Source organism: Frankia sp. Mgl5 (genome assembly GCF_023242985.1).
In the GTDB taxonomy this organism is placed as follows: domain Bacteria; phylum Actinomycetota; class Actinomycetes; order Frankiales; family Frankiaceae; genus Parafrankia; species Parafrankia soli.
The window spans coordinates 1-15,647 of sequence record NZ_JALKFY010000806.1; the positions used below are offsets into that span (position 1 = coordinate 1).

General features: G+C 72.0%; 11 protein-coding genes and 1 pseudogene. 4 read left to right on the top strand and 8 right to left on the bottom strand.

Going from position 1 to position 15,647, the window contains the following annotated elements; all coding sequences use genetic code 11:
- Nucleotides 1–472 precede the first annotated feature (472 nt).
- The 4 genes from lysS to MXD62_RS29400 all read right to left on the bottom strand — a co-directional run bounded on the left by lysS (nucleotide 473) and on the right by MXD62_RS29400 (nucleotide 6,760).
- On the bottom strand, nucleotides 473–1,981 hold the full coding sequence (gene lysS, locus MXD62_RS29385; protein ID WP_248832633.1) for a lysine--tRNA ligase: 1,509 nt from the start codon (nucleotides 1,979–1,981) through the stop codon (nucleotides 473–475).
- Between the two features lie 214 nt (nucleotides 1,982–2,195).
- Nucleotides 2,196–4,145: an ABC transporter ATP-binding protein gene (locus tag MXD62_RS29390; RefSeq protein WP_248832634.1), complete on the bottom strand. Its 1,950-nt coding sequence runs from the start codon at nucleotides 4,143–4,145 to the stop codon at nucleotides 2,196–2,198.
- A complete protein-coding gene (locus MXD62_RS29395; protein WP_248832635.1) occupies nucleotides 4,142–5,875 on the bottom strand; it encodes an ABC transporter ATP-binding protein in 1,734 nt (577 codons plus the stop codon). Before MXD62_RS29395 ends, MXD62_RS29390 begins: the two co-directional genes overlap by 4 nt.
- A gap of 417 nt (nucleotides 5,876–6,292) precedes the next feature.
- A complete protein-coding gene (locus MXD62_RS29400; protein ID WP_020463824.1) occupies nucleotides 6,293–6,760 on the bottom strand; it encodes a hypothetical protein in 468 nt (155 codons plus the stop codon).
- A gap of 604 nt (nucleotides 6,761–7,364) precedes the next feature.
- On the opposite strand from MXD62_RS29400, the gene MXD62_RS29405 reads away from it, so the two are divergent.
- The gene (locus MXD62_RS29405) at nucleotides 7,365–7,508 is read left to right on the top strand and encodes a hypothetical protein (protein WP_248832636.1); all 144 of its coding nucleotides are present in this window, start codon (nucleotides 7,365–7,367) and stop codon (nucleotides 7,506–7,508) included.
- 75 nt (nucleotides 7,509–7,583) lie between these two features.
- Here MXD62_RS29405 and MXD62_RS39450 read toward each other — a convergent pair.
- Nucleotides 7,584–7,697: pseudogene (locus MXD62_RS39450) on the bottom strand (DUF1254 domain-containing protein); the annotation flags it as partial.
- 87 nt (nucleotides 7,698–7,784) lie between these two features.
- Nucleotides 7,785–8,672, bottom strand: a complete 888-nt coding sequence (locus MXD62_RS29410) for an SDR family oxidoreductase (protein ID WP_248832637.1) — start codon at nucleotides 8,670–8,672, stop codon at nucleotides 7,785–7,787.
- Nucleotides 8,673–8,945: 273 nt separating this feature from the next.
- Here MXD62_RS29410 and MXD62_RS29415 point away from each other — a divergent pair, with 273 nt between their 5' ends.
- The 3 genes from MXD62_RS29415 (at nucleotide 8,946) to MXD62_RS29425 (ending at nucleotide 13,274) form a co-directional block, all read left to right on the top strand.
- On the top strand, nucleotides 8,946–10,091 hold the full coding sequence (locus tag MXD62_RS29415) for an acyl-CoA dehydrogenase family protein (protein ID WP_020463826.1): 1,146 nt from the start codon (nucleotides 8,946–8,948) through the stop codon (nucleotides 10,089–10,091).
- A gap of 166 nt (nucleotides 10,092–10,257) precedes the next feature.
- Nucleotides 10,258–11,448 (top strand): serine hydrolase, encoded by a 1,191-nt coding sequence (locus tag MXD62_RS29420; protein ID WP_248832638.1) that lies wholly within the window; start codon nucleotides 10,258–10,260, stop codon nucleotides 11,446–11,448.
- 812 nt (nucleotides 11,449–12,260) lie between these two features.
- On the top strand, nucleotides 12,261–13,274 hold the full coding sequence (locus MXD62_RS29425; RefSeq protein WP_248832639.1) for a hypothetical protein: 1,014 nt from the start codon (nucleotides 12,261–12,263) through the stop codon (nucleotides 13,272–13,274).
- Between the two features lie 59 nt (nucleotides 13,275–13,333).
- On the opposite strand, the gene MXD62_RS29430 is transcribed toward MXD62_RS29425, so the two are convergent.
- Together MXD62_RS29430 and MXD62_RS29435 are read right to left on the bottom strand one after the other, a co-directional pair.
- Nucleotides 13,334–13,906 (bottom strand): methylated-DNA--[protein]-cysteine S-methyltransferase, encoded by a 573-nt coding sequence (locus MXD62_RS29430; RefSeq protein WP_248832640.1) that lies wholly within the window; start codon nucleotides 13,904–13,906, stop codon nucleotides 13,334–13,336.
- Nucleotides 13,903–15,564, bottom strand: coding sequence for an AlkA N-terminal domain-containing protein (locus tag MXD62_RS29435; protein WP_248832641.1), 1,662 nt, complete (start codon nucleotides 15,562–15,564; stop codon nucleotides 13,903–13,905). The genes MXD62_RS29430 and MXD62_RS29435 overlap by 4 nt, the downstream gene beginning before the upstream one ends.
- Nucleotides 15,565–15,647: the final 83 nt, after the last annotated feature.

Below are 15,647 nucleotides of genomic sequence, written 5' to 3' on the forward strand. Positions count from 1 at the left end.
GGGTGAATGAGTCCATGGACTCATTCACCCGCCACACATTCAGTCAAGCGCCGATGCGCTCGGGGTTTGGACACGGAGTTGGCTGGGTTCCTATGGCCATCTGCGCTCGGGCATCCACACCGCCAGCGGCAGGGCGGCGGCGGCCTCCCTCGGGGCAGCAGGCGGACCAGCCCTCCGGAAATCTCGCTGGACGCGGCCGCCGGGCCCACCCCTCCAGCGCCCGACACCCGGTGGACGACAACCTGAGGGATTCCGTGCCTGGACCAGGCACTAGCCCATTTCGTCTACCGACGAACCCACGACTCAGAAACTATGACGTATCGACGCCAGCGACACGGCCGGCTCCCCGGATGTTTTCCTCGGCGTTATGTGGGGAATCCGCAGCAGTCTCATCAGCGACCTTGAACCCGCGTGTCGACTCGGGTCGGCACAGCCCCGTGTCAGCTGACGCCCGGGTCAACGCGACCCCGCGTCAGCCGGCGCTTGGGCCCGCGACAGTCGTGTCAGATGCGTCGGATGCGTCGGATGCGTCGGCGGCGTTCGCGTCGTTGTCTGCGGCTGGGTCGGTCTGGCCGCGGCGGGAGTCTCGCATCAGCGGGAACAGGACGACTTCTCGCAGCGTCGGGGCATCGGTGAGCAGGGCGATGAGGCGGTCGATGCCGATGCCGAGCCCGGACATCGGGGGCATCCCGTACTCCATCGCCTCGATGAAGTCCTCTTCCAGCATCATGGTCTCGTCGTCGCCGGCGGCGCGCAGCTCGGCCTGCTCCTCGAGCCGGCGGCGCTGCTCGACCGGGTCGACGAGCTCGGAGTAGGCCTTCACCAGCTCCCAGCCGTTCACGACGACCTGGAACATGTCGAGCCGGGACGGGTCCTCGTCGCTGCGCCGGGCCAGTGGGACGAGCTCCGCCGGATGGTGCACCAGGAAACACGGCTGGACGAGGTGCGGGCGGACGGCCTTCTTGTAGAGCAGGTCGACGAGCGCCGCGTAGGAGGCCGCGTCGTCGACCTCGAGCCCCAGCTCGCTGATGCGCGCCCGCAGGGTCGGCAGATCACGGACGACCGTGAGGTCGATGCCCGTCCGCCGGGCGACCTCGGCCCGGTAGTCCAGTTCGGGCCAGTCGGCGCCGAAGTCGAGCTTCACGCCGTCGTAGGTCACCGTCCGGCTGCCGAAGACGTCGTCGAGGACGGCCAGGATCATCTCGCGGACGAAGCGCATGTTGTCGCGGTAGTCCCAGTAGGCCGCGTACCACTCGAGCATCGTGAACTCCTGCAGGTGCGAGGGGTCCATGCCCTCGTTGCGGAAGTTACGGCCGAGCTCGTAGACGCGGTCCAGGGAGCCGACGACGACCCGCTTGAGGAACGTCTCCGGCGAGATGCGCAGGTAGAAGTCCTCGCCGAGGGCGTTGTGGTGGGTGACGAAGGGACGGGCGGCCGCGCCCGACGCCGCTTCCTGCAGCATCGGCGTCTCGACCTCGAGGAAGTCGTTGTCGTCGAGGAAGCGGCGGATGCGGGAGATCGTCCTGGCCCTGGTGCGGAAGCGCTCCCGGGAGTCGTTGTTCACCAGCAGGTCGAGGTAGCGCCGGCGCAGCCGGGCCTCGACCTTCGACAGGCCCTGCCACTTGTCCGGCAGGGCACGCACCGTGCGGTTCAGGACGACCAGCTCGGAGGCGCCGACGGTCTTCTCGCCACGGCGGGTGGTGTAGAGGGTTCCGGTGACGCCGACGAAATCGCCGATCTTGACGGCGCGGGCCCACTCCTGGAAGGTCTCGACCCCGAGCTCGTCCCGGGACAGCGACACCTGGACCCGGCCGGCGCGGTCCTGGATGTGGCCGAAGACCAGCCCGCCCATGCGTCGCCAGAGCACCACCCGGCCGGCGAGGCGGACGGCCGTCCCGTCCGCGGCGGCGGCCGCGGCGGAGGTCACCGAGTCGGTGAGATACCCGGAGCGGGGACCCGCCGTGGACTCGTCCGTCGCCATGCACAACACCCTTTTGCGAGAGGCTTCCGCCCGAGAATCCCAGGCGTCTTGACGGCGCCGCGCACGTCGCAGTTCCCGCGGCCCGCGTAGTCAAGCCTACTGGCCGCCTCAGCCACCCCCGCCGCCCACGCGCCCGCGAGGGCCCGACCGCCCGCCCTCCACCACCCGGACGGCCGGTGCCCCCGGAGACCAGTGCCCGCGCAGACCCGTGCGCTCAGCCGGTCTCGACGACGGCCTGGGCGAACTGGGCCTTGTACAGCCGCGCGTAGGCGCCGTCCGCCTCCAGCAGGGCGTCGTGGTCGCCCTGCTCGACGATCGCGCCGTCCTCCATGACGAGGATCGTGTCGGCGTCCCGGATGGTGGACAGCCGGTGGGCGATCACGAAGGCCGTGCGGCCGGCGCGCAGCCGGGACATCGCCCGCTGGATCAGCACCTCGGTGCGGGTGTCCACCGAGCTCGTCGCCTCGTCCAGGACGAGGATCAGCGGCTCGGCGAGGAACGCGCGCGCGATGGTGATGAGCTGCTTCTCACCGCCGCTGACCCCGACGCCCTCGTCTTCGAGCACGGTGTCGTAGCCGTCGGGGAGCGTGCGCACGAACCGGTCGACGTGCGCGGCGCGGGCCGCCTCGACGACCTGTTCGCGGGTGGCGTCCTCGGCGCCGTAGGCGATGTTCTCCGCGATGGTGCCGCCGAACAGCCAGGTGTCCTGCAGCACCATCCCGATGGATCGCCGCAGGTCCGCCCGCGACATCTCGGCGATGTCGACGCCGTCCAGGGTGATCCGGCCCTCGGTGACCTCGTAGAAGCGCATCAGCAGGTTGATGAGTGTGGTCTTTCCGGCGCCGGTGGGCCCGACGATCGCCACGGTGTGCCCCGGCTCGGCGACCAGCGACAGGTCGTCGATGAGGGGCTTGTCCGGCTCGTAGCGGAACGCGACGTGCTCGAAGGCGACCCGGCCGTGGTCCTGCTCCGGGCGGGCCGGCGCCAGCGGGTCGGGCTCCTGCTCGGGCGCGTCCAGCAGGTCGAACACCCGCTCCGCCGACGCGATCCCGGACTGCACCATGTTCCCCATGCTGGCGAGCTGCGTCAGCGGCTGGCTGAACTGGCGCGAGTACTGGATGAACGCCTGGACGTCGCCGATCGACAGCGCACCGGAGGCCACCCGAAGGCCACCGACCACGGCCACCAGCACGTAGTTCAGGTTGCCGATGAACATCATCGCCGGCTGCATGAGACCGGAGATGGACTGGGCCCGCCAGCTCGCCTCGTAGAGGCGCTCGTTGTGCTCCCGGAAGATCCCGGCGGACTCCTCCTGCCGGCCGAACGCGCGCACCAGGGCGTGCCCGGTGTACATCTCCTCGATGTGGCCGTTGAGCCGGCCGGTCGTCTTCCACTGGCTGACGAACTGGGGCTGGGCGAACTTGCCGATCCGGGTGGTGATCACGATCGACACCGGCACCGTGACGACGGCGATCAGCGCGAGGATCCAGGAGATCCAGATCATCATGGCCAGCACGCCGATGATGGTCAGCACCGAGGCGATCATCTGGGACAGGCTCTGCTGCAGGTTCTGCCCGAGGTTGTCGATGTCGTTGGTGACCCGGCTGAGCACCTCGCCGCGCTGGCGGCGGTCGAAGTACCGCAGCGGCAGGCGGGTGATCTTCTCCTGCACATCGGCCCGCAGGTCGCTCAGCATCCGTTGCAGGGCCTTGTTCGCCAGCCGGGCCTGCAGCACCGCGCAGAGACCCGCGACGAGGTAGACCACCAGCACCACCAGCAGCACCCGGCCGATCGCGCCGAAGTCCATCCCCTCGCCGGGGGTGACGTCGACGGAGGACAGCAGGTCGGCCTGCGTGCCGTGGCCCTCGGCGCGCAGCCGCGCGACGGCCTCGGCCTTGGTCGTCCCGGCGGGCAGCCGGGAGCTGAGCAGGCCGGCGAACACCAGGTCGGTGGCGTGCCCGAGCAGCCGCGGCCCGGTGACGGTGAGGCCGATGCCGACCACGGCCAGCCCGACCGCGGGGATCAGCAGCGCGCGCTGCCGGCCCAGCAGGCGGAGCACCCGCCGGGTCGAGGCCGCGAAATCCTCGGGCTTCTCACCCCCGGCGGCGAAGAACCGACCGGGGCCTGCCATGGGGCGGGCCCCGCCCGCGGGTGGGCGGGTCATGCCGCCTCCTCCTCGGTGAGCTGCGAGAAGACGATCTCCCGGTAGGTGTCGTTGCCCGCCAGGAGCTCGTGGTGGGTCCCCGTGCCCACGACCTGGCCGTCGTCCAGCACGATGATCTGGTCGGCGTCGCGGATGGTCGCCACCCGCTGAGCGACGATCACCATCGTGGCGCCGGCTGTCTCGCGCGCGAGCGCCGCGCGCAGGGCGGCGTCGGTCGCGTAGTCGAGCGCCGAGAACGAGTCGTCGAACAGGTAGATGTCCGGACGCCGGACCAGCGCCCGGGCGATCGCGAGCCGCTGGCGCTGCCCGCCGGAGACGTTCGTCCCGCCCTGGGCGATCGGGGTGTCCAGCCCGTCGGGCATCGCCTCGACGAAGTCCCTGGCCTGGGCGATGTCCAGAGCACGCCACAGCTCGGTGTCGGTGGCCTCGGGATCCCCGTAGCGCAGGTTGGACGCGATCGTCCCGGTGAACAGGTACGGCTTCTGCGGGACGAGGGCGACGGTCTCGGCCATCAGCTTCGGGTCGATGTCGCGGACGTCCACCCCGTCGATCAGGACGGCGCCCTCGGAGACGTCGGACAGCCTCGGGACCAGGCCGAGCAGCGTGGACTTGCCGCTGCCGGTGCTCCCGATGATCGCGGTGGTCCGCCCGGGGCGAGCGCGCACGCTGACCCCGCGCAGCACCGCCGCCTCGGCCCCCGGATAGCTGAACACGACGTCGCGCAGCTCCAGCTCGCCGCGGCGCGCCAGCGTCCGCACCGGCTCGGCGGGCGGGAGCAGCGTCGACTCCGTCCCCAGCACCTCCTGGATGCGCTCCGCGCACACCTCGGCCCGCGGAATCATCGAGAACATGAAGGTGGCCATCATGACCGACATCAGGATCTGCATCAGGTAGCTGAGGAAGGCCGTCAGCGCCCCGATCTCCATCGCACCGTCGTCGATCCGGTGCGCGCCGAACCAGATCACGGCGATGCTCGAGACGTTCACCGCCGCCATCACCAGCGGGAACAGCAGCGCCATGATCCGACCGAAGCGCAGGGAGACATCCGTGAGGTCGGCGTTGGCGGTGCCGAAACGGCGCTTCTCGTGGTCGTCCCGGACGAAGGCGCGGATCACCCGCAGGCCGGTGATCTGCTCGCGCAGGGTGCGGTTGACCTCGTCGAGACGCTCCTGCATCTTCCGGCCGAGCGGCTGCATCCGCCGGACCAGCAGGGTGATCATCGCCGCGAGGAAGGGCACGATCGCGACGAGCAGCAGCGAGAGGCCGGCGTCCTGGTGCACCGCCAGCGCGATCCCGCCCAGGCACATGATCGGCGCGGAGATCATCATGGTGAACGCCATCAGCACCAGCATCTGGATCTGCTGGACGTCGTTCGTCGCCCGGGTGATCAGGGACGGCGCGCCGAAGCGGCCGACCTCGCGGGCCGAGAACGACTGGACCTGGTCGAACACCGCGGCCCGGATGTCGCGGCCGACCCCCATCGCGGTGCGCGCGCCGAAGAACACCGCCGCGGCCGAGCAGACGGCCTGCAGGAAGGTCACCCCGAGCATGATCCCGCCGAGGCGGACTATGTAACCCGTGTCGCCCGGCACCACACCGTTGTCGATGATGTCGGCGTTCAGGGTCGGCAGGTAGAGCATGGCCAGGGTCGCGGTCAGCTGCAGCACGACCAGCAGCGCGATCGGCCGTGAGTAGGGGGGTAGGTGGTTCCGCAACAGCCTGGTCAGCATGTGATCTCCGTCGGCGGGTGACCCGGCCCGCGCCCGGCTGATCCGGGTGCTGGGCGGCGCGGGGTCCTCCATTGATCCGGGTGCTGGGTGTGATCCGGCGCTCGGTGTGATCGGACGCTTGGCGTGATCGGACACTGGTGGCGTGGGCCGTCCGTTGGCAGGTCGACCGACGCGTCGGGAAGCTGGCGATACAGCGTACCGGGGCGCACCGACCATTCCTGGCGGGCGCCGCACGATGCCCGGACCGTCATGATCGGAGATCACCGTGACTGACAGTGGGAGAGACTCCCGGCGGGAGATCGCCGACGCCCGGGATGTTCGGCGGCGGTCGCACGCGTACCGGCCCCGGGCTTCCGACGATGGTCGGGGCCCGGGGCCGGGTGGAACTCGCTCGGCGGTGACCGAGCGCGCATGCGCTCAGCGGCGCTCGAGCGCCCAGGACGCCGCGAAGGCCACGGCAAGTACCACACCGACGATCAGCAGACCGCCGATGATGTAGAACCCCACCGTCTTCACCAGCGCGATGAAGATCGGCAGAGCGGCGGCGAGCAGGAAGAGCCCCCGGCTGCGCACCGGGGCGTTGAACAGCGCGGCGAGCTTGCGCGGCCCGCTCTCCCGCTGGATGTTGAGCTCGTCGACCATCGACGGCATCACCCGGATCGTCGACCAGGTGAGCGCGGCGAACGCGATGGCCAGGCCCCACCCGTAGAGGAACCCGACCCCCCGTCCGAACGCGTCGAACGAGGCGCCCGCCCCGATCACCGTGATCGCCAACGGGATGTACCAGCCGGTCGTGCGGTCCTGCCGGGCCTGCCCAGCGAACCGGCGCGCCTGCGCGAACCGCTCGCCCCGCCGGCCACCCTCGCCCGGGTTCATGTTGACCATCGTGTTCCTCCCCTCGACGGCCCCCGTCCGTCCTGTCCCGCTGGGACCGGCCGCGTCCCCCAGGCAGCGCGGACCGTCCGCCCTCGACCGCGAGGACGCGTCCACCCAATCGTCCTGCAGGACGGCACGCCGACGCGCGCGTTCCGTCACTTTCGGAGGAACCCGCGAACGAGTGGACTCATTGCCCGCCTTGCCTGCCTTGCCCGTCTTGCCCGATACGGACCGTCCGGCATAGTCCGCCCGGGACGACCGGTCCCACCCGGCCGCCCGGGAGGACCCGCCCCGGCCGCCCACACCGCCGGCGGCGCCGCCGATGCGCCACCGCGTACCCGTGCCCCCGGCGAACCGCGAACACGCTACGCCGGCGGCTCCCCGCGCCACCGGCGCGATCGCTTCTGCCGCAGGCAGGACACCGCCCGGATCCGTCCCTTGCGCCACCGCGCAACGACCGGCACCGCGGAACACGCCGCAAACGAGCGCAACTGCGGCCGAAGGCGCAGCACCGATCACCGAAACGGCCCACGCCGGAACGGCAGAGAGAAAGCCGTCCGTGACTGCGATAGGGATTACCGGATCGGGGATGGCGCGGGAAGGGACACCCACCATGAACCGATCTATCCGCAGGATCCGCCGCATCGTGCTGACCGTCGTCGCGGCGGCATCCCTGGGCGTGCTCACGACGGCCGCGGGCTGCCAGCCCCATGAGCCGTGCCCGTATCCGCCGAACCATTACAACCACCACTGCTGAGCAGGCTTCGGACGGGGTGGGAGGCGGTGCACCAGCATCCCGCGCCCCACCCCGTCGTCGGCGCCTGCCGGTCGGTCAGGACTCCGGGACCACCGCGGGCGGGTTCCAGGTGTTGTCCAGCGCGGCCGCCTTCGGCAGGTAGGCCCGGACCATCAGATTGAACGAACCCGCGGGGGCGGGCAGCCAGTTCGTCGAAGAACGCGGCACCCGCGTCGGACGGTGTCCGCGGATCGGGCTCTGGTTCGCGCAGTCCGGAGCCGGCAGCAGGGGATGGGGTCAGCCCTGGGACACCGGGACTACGACGAGTTCCGCGACGTTCACGTGGGGTGGGGCGGAGGCCGACCAGGCGATGACCTCGGCGACGTCCACGTCACTCAGGGGGTTTGCGACTGACCTGCGCAACTCGGCGAGCGCCTCGCGGGAGCCAGGGAAGACCATGTCGTCGCCCAGTTCGGTCTGCACCAGGCCGGGCTCGACCGTGCGCACCCGCACCCCGCGGGGGCCCAGCTCGACGCGCAGGTGACGGGTCAGATGCTCGATGGCGGCCTTCGTCGCGTCGTAGACCGCGAAGTTCGGGAAGACCTGGTGGCCGCCGACCGAGCCGATGTGGACGAGGTCCGCGCGCCGGCCCTCCGCGGCGGCGGCCAGCAGGTCGTCGACGAACAGCCGGCCCGTCCACAGCAGGCCGACCAGATTGGTGTCGATCATGCGGCGCCACTCGTCGACGTCCGCCGCGGCCCAGGGTGCGGCGAGCATCGTCCCGGCGTTGGCGACAACCAGGTCGGCGCGGCCGAGGCGCTCGTGGACCTGGTCGGCGATGCGACGCATCCCGTCCGGGTCGGTCACGTCGCCCGTGACGGGCAGGATCCGCTCGTTCTCGTCGGCCAGGGACCGCAGGCGCGCCTCCCGGCGGCCGACCGCGGCGACCACTGCGCCGTCGGCGGCGAGCCGCCGGGCGGTGGCCGCGCCGATGCCGCTCGTCGCACCGGTGACGACGGCGATCCGTCCCGTGGCGGGCATGCCAGGCAGGCCGAACATGGCGACGTGCCGGGCCGCCTCGGCGTCGTCGGGCCACTGCGGCTCCGGGCCCTGCCCCGGGGCCGCACCCGGCCGTGCGGGCACGTGGGGGCCGGCGGGCCGGGTCTCGGTCTCGTGCTCGGTCACCGGTCGAGGGTGTCACCTTCCGCCCATGATCGCGCGCCGTGCGTTCATCCGCGAGGGTCCGTCTCCGCGTCGATGCGGTAGATCGAAACGGAGCCGATGCAGCGAGGCGTCGGAAACGCGGCAAGCCCGTCGTCTCAACCACGAGGCGCGGTACAACTCTTGCGTCGCACGTTCCGAGACGGACGGATCCGGCACCGACGGAGACGATCGCGCGCGGGGGTTCCGGCTCCACGCGGCGCGAGGGCGATGACCGACGACGCACGGGAGGACACCATGCCCGCCGAACGGCAGCTCCCCTCATCGGAAGCGCGGGAGCTGATCGAGCTCACCGCCACCATGTGCGACCGCGAGCTTGCTCCGAGAGTCACGGAGTACGAGGCCGCCAGCCGCTTCCCGCGCGAGGAGTTCGCGGTGCTCGGCAAGGCCGGGCTGCTGAGCCTGCCGTACCCGGAGAGCTTCGGCGGCGGCGAGCAGCCGTACGAGGTGTACCTACAGGTGCTGGAGGAGATCTCCTACCGCTGGGCGGCCGTGGCGGTCGGGGTGAGCGTGCACGCGCTGTCCTGCTACCCGCTGGCGACCTTCGGCACCCCGGAGCAGCAGGAGGAGCACCTTCCCCGGCTGCTGTCCGGTGACCTGCTCGGCGCCTACTGCCTGTCCGAGGCGCACGCGGGGTCGGACCCGGCGGCGATGCGCGTGACGGCCACCGCCACCGACGACGGCTACCTGCTCAACGGTACGAAGGCGTGGGTGACCCACGGCGGCGCCGCCGACTTCTACACGGTCTTCGCGCGGACGTCGTCCGACACCCGCGGCGGGATCTCCTGCTTCCTCGTCGACGCGGGCACGCCCAACATCAGGTTCCACCCGCCCGAGAAGAAGATGGGGCTGACCGCGTCGCCGACGACGCAGATCAGTTTCGACGACGTCGCGGTCCCGGCGTCGCGCCTCATCGGCAAGGTGGGGCAGGGCCTGTCGATCGCGCTGTCGGCTCTCGACTCGGGCCGGCTGGGGATCGCCGCCACCGCCGTCGGGCTCGGGCAGCGCGCGCTGGACGACGCCGTCGCGTACGCGAAGGAGCGGGAGGCGTTCGGGAAGGCGATCATCGACCATCAGGGGCTCGGCTTCCTGCTGGCCGACATGGCGGCCGCCGTCGAGTCCGCGCGGGCCACCACCCTGGCCGCCGCCCGGCGCCGGGACGCCGGGCTGCAGTACGGGCGCGCCGCGTCCGTCGCAAAGCTCGTCGCAACGGACGCGGCCATGAAGGTCACCGAGGACGCCGTGCAGGTCCTCGGCGGCGCCGGCTACACCAAGGACTTCCCGGTGGAGCGGTACATGCGCGAGGCCAAGGTGATGCAGATCTTCGAGGGGACCAACCAGATCCAGCGCCTCGTCATCAGCCGCCACCTCGCCCGCGGCTGACCGGACGCGGTGGCGGGGATCGGGCAGGACGGAACCCGCCCAGAACGACGCCTGTTGAGGACTGACGACGCCTGTTGAGGACCGAGGTCACACAGACCTCACATCCGGCGTCAATACGGTGCATCCTCGCCCTGGATCCGGAACTCACGGCTGATCGAGGTCCCAGATGCGCCGTCCGCCCCGTCTCGTCCTTGTCCTCGCCGCCGCGCCGTTCGCGGCCGCCCTTGTCGCCGGCTGCACGCAGGGTGGCGGGGCCTCCAGGACGCCCGCCACGACATCCGGGCCGGCCACCGCGTCAGGTGCCGCGCCGACGGCGGTGGCGGTGCCGGGCGAGCGCTGGGAGACGGTGGACCCACGCGCGGTCGGTCTGGACCCGGCGAAGCTCGAGGACATCGCGCACGCCGCCGAGCAGGGCAAGTCCAACTGTCTGCTGGTCTCGCGCAACGGCAGGATCGCCGGCGAGTGGTACTTCAAGGGCTTCACCCCGACCACACCACAGCCGGTCTTCTCCATAACGAAGTCGCTGACGTCCACGCTCGTCGGCATCGCGCAGGACGACGGCGACCTGCGGCTGGACGATTCCGCCGCCACCTGGGTGCCGCAGTGGAAGGGCACGCCGGCGCAGGCCGTGACCGTGCGCGACCTGGTGAGCAACGACTCCGGGCGGCAGTGGAGCACGACGATCGACTACCAGGAGCTGATCGCGGCGCCCGACCAGACCGCGTTCGCGGTCGCGCTGCCCCAGGAGCGGCCGCCCGGCGAGGTCTGGGCCTACAACAACTCGGCCATCCAGACGCTGGAGCAGGTGCTGAGCGGCGCCACCGGGCAGGAGGTCGGCGACTACGCCCGGGAGCGGGTCTTCGAGCCGCTCGGCATGGCCGACAGTCGGATGACGACCGACCGCGCCGGCAACACCCTGACGTTCATGGGCCTGCAGACGACCTGCCGGGACGTCGCCCGTCTCGGCTACCTGATGCTCGCGCACGGGGAGTGGAACGGTCAGCGGGTCGTGTCGAGCGACTGGGTCACCGAGGCCACCGGGCGGTCGTCCACGGAGATGAACGCCGCCTACGGGTACCTGTGGTGGCTCAACCGCGAGGGCGTCCTCGCCCAGCCGCTGGCGGCCTCCGACATCTCCGCGGCCGCCGACCCCACCACCCGCCACGGTCAGCTGGTGCCGACGGCGCCGGCGGACATGTACTGGGCGATCGGGCTCGGCAACCAGATCCTGCAGATCGACCCCGGGTCCGGCACGGTCGTCGTCCGACTGGGTAGCGGGGAGGCCCGGCCGCAGCCGCCGACGTTCGGTGTCGCGGACGCCAGCCGGGTGGTCACCGAGGCCCTCGTCGCCAACTGAGCCCACCCGCGGTTCCCGGTGGCCGTGCCAGCCGGTCTCCCTGTGGTCCGCGGTCGCCCGTGGCTGTCCGTGCCTGTCCATGGCCGTCCATGGCCGGCGCCGGCCGGGCGGGGGCAATTCGCGGCAATCGGCGGGAAAGATCAGAATAGTCCGGAGGATCGCGGACGGCCATCCGTCGCCATCCGGATTCGCCGTTCCTGATCCATCGTGACGTCCAGTGGCCGTCGGTCCGTTTCGGTCGGGTCAGGGCAATCATCTTGACATTGATCGGAGGGCCGCCGGGTTGCGACGGTACGTTGCGACGCAAGCCCCGTTCCGGCTGGTCAAGGCCTGACTCGACGGCGTCCCGATCCTCGGGTTGTGCGGCCTTGCCGCGCATCCGGGTGCCGGGTTTCCTGAGGATGCAACGTTTCACGGCATTACGGGATGTTCATCCGGTAAAGGGGGAAACTGGTGTGGGAACACATAGCGGGTGGCGTGCCCGTGAGCGGCGCTCACCGGCACGCGAACGAGATGGGCTCAACGTCGGACGTCCGGGCGGACCGGTTCGGGAAGACACACGGTTCGTGACGGGCGGCCGTTCCGGACAGGACGAAAACGCCGGCCAGACGGCCAGCATCCACACATCACGGGCACACGGGTCGTATCATTCGCAGCGACCGGAGCGGGGGGTCGGGGAACCCGCCGGTGCCACCGTCCCCCCGTCCGGCGCATCGAGGTCGCGCCGACGAGCGGACCGGAGAGAGGATCTGCGCAGTGCCGCGAACTCGTCCTTCGGCCAGCCTGCCAGTGCAAGTCCGGGTGGTGTGTGGGTGAGCCTCGCGGGGGCGCGTCCCAAAGGGCCGCGAGCCGATTTGAAGGACGGGCCGCAGCGAATCCTCCTTACCCGTTTAAATGAACTTAACAATCCCTATCGGGTCAGCTATGAGATGGTGGCCCGGGCGCTGTGGTCCGACCCTGGTCCCACGAAGATCCAGCGCTCGCGGACGCGTGACCTGAGCCGCCAGTTCCGCGGCGAGAAGGCCATCGAATGGCGGGTGGTCGAGGTCTACGTCAACCTGCTGTTCACCGAAACCGATCCGGCGCGCGCCGCACACCTGGAGAACCTGCGTCAGCTGCACGTCCAGGCGTTCGGCGCGACCGTCGACCCCGACGGCCAGCCCACCCCCGAGCCCGAGCCACCGGCCATCGACCCGGCCTACGTCGCCGAGCTCAAGCGTCAGCTCGAGGAGTCCCGCACCCGCGCCTCGTTCGCGACCGCGCTGCTCGTGATCGTCCAGGCGGAGAACACCGCGCTGCGCGGGCGGGGGGCGTCGTTCGACTGGTTCGGCCCGGCGGCGGCCACCGCCGGCGCCCCCGGCAACGACGGCGCCGCGGCTGACCCCGCGGCCGGTGGCAAGGCCGGCGGCGCGAACGGCACCGCGGTCGGCGGCACGGGCGCGCCTGGCGGCGGAGCCGGTGCGGGCGACGGGCGCGACCGGTCCGCTCGGCGAGCCCGGCCCGGATCGGACGGCGGCGGCGGGGCACACCCGCTCATCGACCCGGCCACCGCTCCCATCGTGCGCCGGCAGGGCCATCGCGCCGGGCAGCGCCGCCGGCCGGGCTCACCGGCCGGCGCGGGTGACGCGCCGGGGCCCGGGGGAAAGACCCCCGTGTACCTCTCCGGGGCGGCGCAGGCCCCGCCGTCGACGCTGACGGCCCTCGCCCGCAACCGGTCGGTCACGGCGGCGCTGTACCGCCTCCCGGCGCCCGAGCAGGCCTCCGACGACCTCGGGCTCGACATCCTCGTGGGACGGGAGAAGCGCCGCCGCGGAAGGCCACGCTGAGGGCGCGGGGAGCACCTCATCGGCGGAGCAGCATCACGGAACAGCGCCGCGGAACGGCGTCAAAGCAGTGACAGGCCGGCGGCCTGCTGCTCGAAGGCGAGCAGGTGGCGCTTGCGCTCCAGGCCGCCGCCATAGCCGGTGAGGCTGCCGTTCGCGCCGATCACCCGGTGGCACGGGACGATGATGCTGATCGGGTTGCGACCGTTGGCCAGTCCCACCGCGCGTGACGCGCCCGGCTGGCCGAGGCGGCGCGCCAGCTCGCCGTACGAAATCGTCTCCGCGTACGGGATGTCGCGCAGTGCCTTCCACACCTTGCGTTGGAAGTCGGTGCCGGTCGGGTTCAGCGGCAGGTCGAAGGACGTCCGGCGGCCCGCGAAGTACTCGGCGAGCTGGCCGGCGGCGGCCTGGAGGACGGCGTCTCCGGGGGCGGCTGCTCCGGAGGTGGTGGTCCCGGGGGCGGCCGGGGCCGATTCGCCGAACCAGGCCTGGTCCGGCAGGTGGCGCTGGGCGTCCAGGTAGCAGCCGACGAGCGCGCCGCCGCTCGCCACCAGCGTCAGCGGCCCGACCGGGCTCTCCACGACGGCGTGCGTGCGCTCGGCGGCGTCCGGCGGGACGGGTTGGCTGCGGGTCACAGGCGTTCCTCTCGGCGGGCGGTGGCCGGGCCGGGGTGATCCGGCGTGGGCATCCGGTTGACTGGATGGTCGAGCACCGCCCACAGGTGCTGGACGGCATAGGCCCGCCAGGGGCGCCAGGCGGCGGCATGCCGGGACAACGCGGCGGGGGTGGCCGGCAGACCGAGCCGTTCGGCCCCTCGGCGGACACCGAGATCACCGGGCAGGAACGCGTCCGGGTCGCCGAGGGCCCGCATCGCGATGGTCTCGAGCGTCCACGGGCCGATGCCGGGCAGGGCCGCCAGCGCGGCGCGGGTCCGCTCCCAGTCTCCGCCCGCACCCAGCTCGATCATGCCGGACGCCAGCCCGCCGACCAGCGCGGCGAAGGTCCGCCGCCGGGCGGCCGGCAGGGCGAGCCCGCGCGGCGCCCCGGCCCGGCGGCCGGCCGGGACGGCGTCCGCGAGGTCGGTGGACTCGGCGTACTCAGTGCGCTCGGCGTACTCAGTGCGCTCGGCGTACTCGATGTGCTCGGCGAGGTCCGCGATCTGTGGCCAGAGGTGGGTGAGGCCGCCTTCCTGATCATGGATCGGCGTGCCGACGGCCGTGACGAGCCGCGCGGCGTGGGTCCGCGCCGCCGCGACGGAGACCTGCTGCCCGAGGACTGCGCGCACCGCGAGCTCGGCCGGGTCGACGGTGCGCGGAACACGCCGGCCCGGTGCCCGCGCGACCAGCGGCGCCAGCGCCGGGTCGGCGGCGAGCTGCCCGTCGACGGCGATCGGGTCCGCGTCGAGGTCGAGCAGCCGGCGGCAGCGGCCGATGACCGGCGCGAGGTCGCGCACGTCGGTGAGGGCGAGCCGGCAGCCGATGTGGTCGGGCAGCGGCCGCAGGGCGACGATCGCGTGCCCGTGCGGCGTGCGCATCGTGCGCCGGTAGGCACCGTCCCGCCACTCCTCGACCCCGGGAACGGCCGTCGCGACGAGGTGCCCGAACAGGTTGTCGGGATACAGCGGGGCCCGGAACGGCAGCCGGACGGTCAACGTCACGGCACCGGTGGCCGCCCTCGGTACCGGCACGACGGACGGGGGCGTCGCCGGGTTGCGACGGCGTCGCAGATCGCTCGGCGCGGCGGCGAAGACCTCGCGCATGGTGTCGTTGAAGGCGCGGATGCTGTTGAAGCCGGCGGCGGTCGCGACGTCGCCCATGCTCAGGTCCGTGGTCTCGAGCAGGAGCCGGGCGGTCTGGGCGCGCTGGGCGCGGGCCAGCGCGAGCGGCCCGGCACCGAGCTCGGCTGACAGGTGCCGCTCCACCTGGCGTGCGCTGTAGCCGAGCTGACCGGCAAGCCCGGGGACACCGTCGCGGTCGACGACGCCGTCCACGATGAGCCGCATCGCGCGCGCCACGACGTCGGCGCGGTGGTTCCACTCCGGCGAGCCGGGACTCGCGTCCGGGCGGCAGCGCTTGCAGGCCCGGAACCCGGCGCGCTGGGCGGACGCGGCGGTCGGGTGGAACCGCATGTTCTCGGCCCTGGGTGGCCGCGCGGGGCAGCTCGGCCGGCAGTAGATGCCGGTGGAGGTCACCGCGACGAAGAACCACCCGTCGAACCGGGCGTCGCGCGACCGCACGGCCCGCGCGCACAGCTCGGCGTCGAGATGCGGGCTGGCGGGCGCGGTGGTGGGCACCCGTCCAGCATTCGCGCGCGGGAACCGCCAGGTCCAGCGAGAATCCGACATCACGGTCCGCGGTCGGGCCCGGGTCGGTGGCC

What these genes read in the sequence shown, in the direction of transcription:
- lysS (WP_248832633.1), bottom strand. Translation starts at nt 1,981, where the DNA reads ATGGCGACGGACGAGTCCACGGCGGGTCCCCGCTCCGGGTATCTCACC.
- MXD62_RS29390 (WP_248832634.1), bottom strand. Translation starts at nt 4,145, where the DNA reads ATGACCCGCCCACCCGCGGGCGGGGCCCGCCCCATGGCAGGCCCCGGT.
- MXD62_RS29395 (WP_248832635.1), bottom strand. Translation starts at nt 5,875, where the DNA reads ATGCTGACCAGGCTGTTGCGGAACCACCTACCCCCCTACTCACGGCCG.
- MXD62_RS29400 (WP_020463824.1), bottom strand. Translation starts at nt 6,760, where the DNA reads ATGGTCAACATGAACCCGGGCGAGGGTGGCCGGCGGGGCGAGCGGTTC.
- MXD62_RS29405 (WP_248832636.1), top strand. Translation starts at nt 7,365, where the DNA reads ATGAACCGATCTATCCGCAGGATCCGCCGCATCGTGCTGACCGTCGTC.
- MXD62_RS29415 (WP_020463826.1), top strand. Translation starts at nt 8,946, where the DNA reads ATGCCCGCCGAACGGCAGCTCCCCTCATCGGAAGCGCGGGAGCTGATC.
- MXD62_RS29420 (WP_248832638.1), top strand. Translation starts at nt 10,258, where the DNA reads ATGCGCCGTCCGCCCCGTCTCGTCCTTGTCCTCGCCGCCGCGCCGTTC.